The organism is Acidovorax sp. HMWF029, assembly GCF_003060895.1.
Classification (GTDB): Bacteria; Pseudomonadota; Gammaproteobacteria; order Burkholderiales; family Burkholderiaceae_C; genus Acidovorax.
The window spans coordinates 5,455-8,554 of record NZ_QAIH01000294.1; the positions used below are offsets into that span (position 1 = coordinate 5,455).

The 3,100-nt window shown below is 66.6% G+C and carries 3 protein-coding genes; all 3 read right to left on the reverse strand.

Annotated features, from left to right (window positions below; translation table 11 throughout):
* A partial coding sequence (locus tag DBR12_RS23285) for a squalene/phytoene synthase family protein (RefSeq protein WP_233244969.1) occupies positions 1–320 on the reverse strand: 320 nt, incomplete at its 3' end.
* Between the two features lie 127 nt (positions 321–447).
* Entirely contained in the window at positions 448–1,848 is a 1,401-nt protein-coding gene (locus tag DBR12_RS20230; protein WP_108618870.1) for an L-serine ammonia-lyase, read from the reverse strand.
* A 308-nt stretch (positions 1,849–2,156) separates the two neighbouring features.
* Positions 2,157–2,993: a squalene synthase HpnC gene (gene hpnC / locus DBR12_RS20235; protein ID WP_108618872.1), complete on the reverse strand. Its 837-nt coding sequence runs from the start codon at positions 2,991–2,993 to the stop codon at positions 2,157–2,159.
* Between the last annotated feature and the right edge of the window lie 107 nt (positions 2,994–3,100).

The following is a 3,100-nucleotide window of genomic DNA, read 5'->3' on the forward strand; positions in this document are numbered from 1 at the left end:
TCCATCTGGCAGCCGTCGATGACGGCCTGCAGGTGCCGTTGCTCGATGCCGTATTCGGTCGTGTGGGGCATCAGCGCCTGCATCACGGGGTGGGTGGGCTGGCCCGCGTAGGCCTTGGCCACTTCGGCCTGCCACCAGGCGAGCTTGGTGCGGGCCACGCCGGGGTCGGTCACTTCATCGACCACATCGTCCACTTCGCGGCAGAAGGCGTAAAACGCCGTGATCGCCGCGCGGCGCGGCGCCGGCAGGAACAGGAAGGCGTAGTAGAAGCTGCTGCCCGAGGCCACGGCTTTTTGCTGTACGTATTGCTGTGGGGTCATGGGGCGGGATTGTCCCATGGCGAACCGGGGCTGGAGCGGGGCACGGATTGGACTTTTTTTGGCCTCCGGCGCTTGTTGGAAAAGCGCTACCAGCTATGAAACTGGGAGTGCTCGCCTTCGTCGACCTTCAGCACTCCACCACATTCACCGCCAGGCCCCCGCGCGAAGTTTCCTTGTACTTCACCTTCATGTCTGCACCGGTCTGCATCATGGTCTTGATGACCTTGTCGAGCGAGACCACATGCTGGCCGTCCCCGCGCAGCGCCATGCGGGCCGCGTTGATGGCCTTGATGGCGCCCATGGCGTTGCGCTCGATGCAGGGGATCTGCACCAGCCCGCCCACGGGGTCACAGGTCATGCCCAGGTTGTGCTCCATGCCGATCTCGGCGGCGTTCTCGATCTGCTCGGGGCTGCCGCCCATCACGGCGGCCAGCGCGCCTGCCGCCATGGAACAAGCCACACCCACCTCGCCCTGGCAGCCGACCTCGGCGCCCGAGAGCGAGGCGTTTTCCTTGTAGATGATGCCGATGGCGCCAGCGGTCAGCAAAAAGGTAGCGATGCCGTCCTCGTTCGCACCGGGCAAAAAATTGACGTAGTAATGCAGCACTGCCGGGATCACGCCTGCCGCGCCGTTGGTGGGCGCGGTCACCACGCGGCCCCCGGCGGCGTTTTCTTCGTTGACGGCCATGGCGTAGAGGTTGACCCAGTCCAGCATCGACAGCGGGTCGCGCAGTGCGGCCTCGGGGGCGCTGCTGAGCTTGTGGTGCAGCTCGGCCGCGCGGCGGCGCACATGCATGGGGCCGGGCAGGGTGCCGGTGCTGGCGCAGCCGCGTTGCACGGCACCGGCCATGGTGCGCCAGATGGCCAGAAGCTGGCGGCGCACCTCGGTGTTGCTGCGCCAGTGTTGCTCGTTCGCTGCCATGAGCTGCGCGGGGGTGAAGCCGGTGGTTTGGCACTGTGCCAGCAGCTCGGCGCCGGTGCGGAAAGGGTGGGGCAGGCCTTTGCCGTGACCGGCGGCCTCGTCGCCCGCAGCGGCCGAGCGGTTGAGTACGCGTTCACCCGCAGCATCGATCACAAAGCCGCCGCCCACCGAGTAGTACTCCCGCGCCGCGATCTCGTTTCCTTGCGCGTCAAACGCGTGAAATGCCATGCCGTTGGGATGCAGCGGCAGGCTTTTGCGGCGAAACAGCAGGTGCTCCTTCTCCACAAACCGCACCGGGTGCTCGCCCAGCAGGGCCAGCGTTTGCCGGGTACGTATGTCGGCAATGGCGGGCTGGATCTGGTCGGGGTCGATGTGGTCGGGCTCGTGCCCGGCCAGGCCCAGCAGCACGGCCTTGTCGGTGCCGTGGCCCACGCCGGTGGCCGACAGCGAGCCGAACAGTTCCACGCTGACTTGGTGCACCGCGGCCAGGCCCAGGGTGCCTTGCACATGGCAGGCAAACTGCCGTGCCGCAATCATGGGCCCCACGGTGTGGGAGCTGGAGGGGCCGATACCGATTTTGAAGAGGTCGAAAACGCTGACGGGCATGGTGGCAGCAGTGGGGATAGCCCACTGAACATGGCTGGATGAGGGGTTGCACGCTTGTGGCGTACGGTGGGCGCGAGGCTAACTCTGCGCTGCAGCCCGGCGCTACTCGTTATCCCTGCCCCTGCGTTTGGAGTGCGTTCCGCAGGGAGGGTGGATCAATGCAAATGCTATTAAAAACGTAGCTATAAAAGCATATCCAATGCGCGGAGAGGCATTTTTTTCTTCATTTTTTTGCCGATGGGAAGCCAATGTCAGTGCACCTTGCTGCCCATGAATCTTTCTTCTTCGCGACGCAGGTTGCAGACGAGCTACATCACCAGTGCGCGGCCCAGCATCACCACCCAGTCCCAGGCATGCAGGCGTGGGCGGGTGTGCAGGCTGCCACCTTTGAGGGCCTCGACCTTGTCGAGGATGCGCAGGCCACCTTGCACCACCAGGCGCAGTTCCCAGCCCGCGCGGCCGGGCAGGCGGTGCACCAGGGGCGCGCCGCTGTACATGGTGGTGCGGGCCCAGTCGGCGCAGTCGGCGATCAGGCGCGCGCTTTCGCGTGTGCTTTGCAGGGCCAGCAGCTCTGCCTGGCAGGCGCCATGCATTGCACAGTCGGCGCGCGGCAGATAGTGGCGGTTTCGGGGGATGTCCACCGACAAGTCCTGCCAGAAGTTGATGAGCTGCAGCGCGGTACAGATCGCATCGCTTTGCCGCAACGCCTGTGCGTCGCCTACGCCATACAGGTGCAGCAGCAGGCGTCCCACGGGGTTGGCGGAGCGGCGGCAGTAGTCCAGCAGCTCGGCCCGGTCGGCGTAGCCCTCGGCATCGCGGGTTTTTTCCACATCCTGGGCAAATGCGCTGAGCAGGTCTTCGAGCAAGGGCACGGGCAGGTGGTGGCTGTGCAGCACCGCTTGCAGCGGCAAGAACACCTGGGCCCAGCGGGGAGACGGCGGCAGGCCTTGCACGACGGCCACCAGGTCGGCGTGGTAGGCGGCCAGGTCGGCCAGGCGGGCGGAGGGAGTGGCATCGCCTTCGTCGGCAATGTCGTCGGCGGTGCGGGCAAACGCGTAGATGGCAGCAATCGGTTGGCGCAGTTGCGGCGGGCACAGCAGCGAGGCCACGGGGAAGTTCTCGTAGTGGGTCACGGGCGCCGCCAGGGCTGTGGCGGGCGCAGGCGCGTTGGCGGCAGTGGCGGCGGCGGCAGTGGCGGCGGCGGGTGCGGCACTGTGGGCCGCAACGGGTGCGGCTGCCGGGGAAGAGGGGC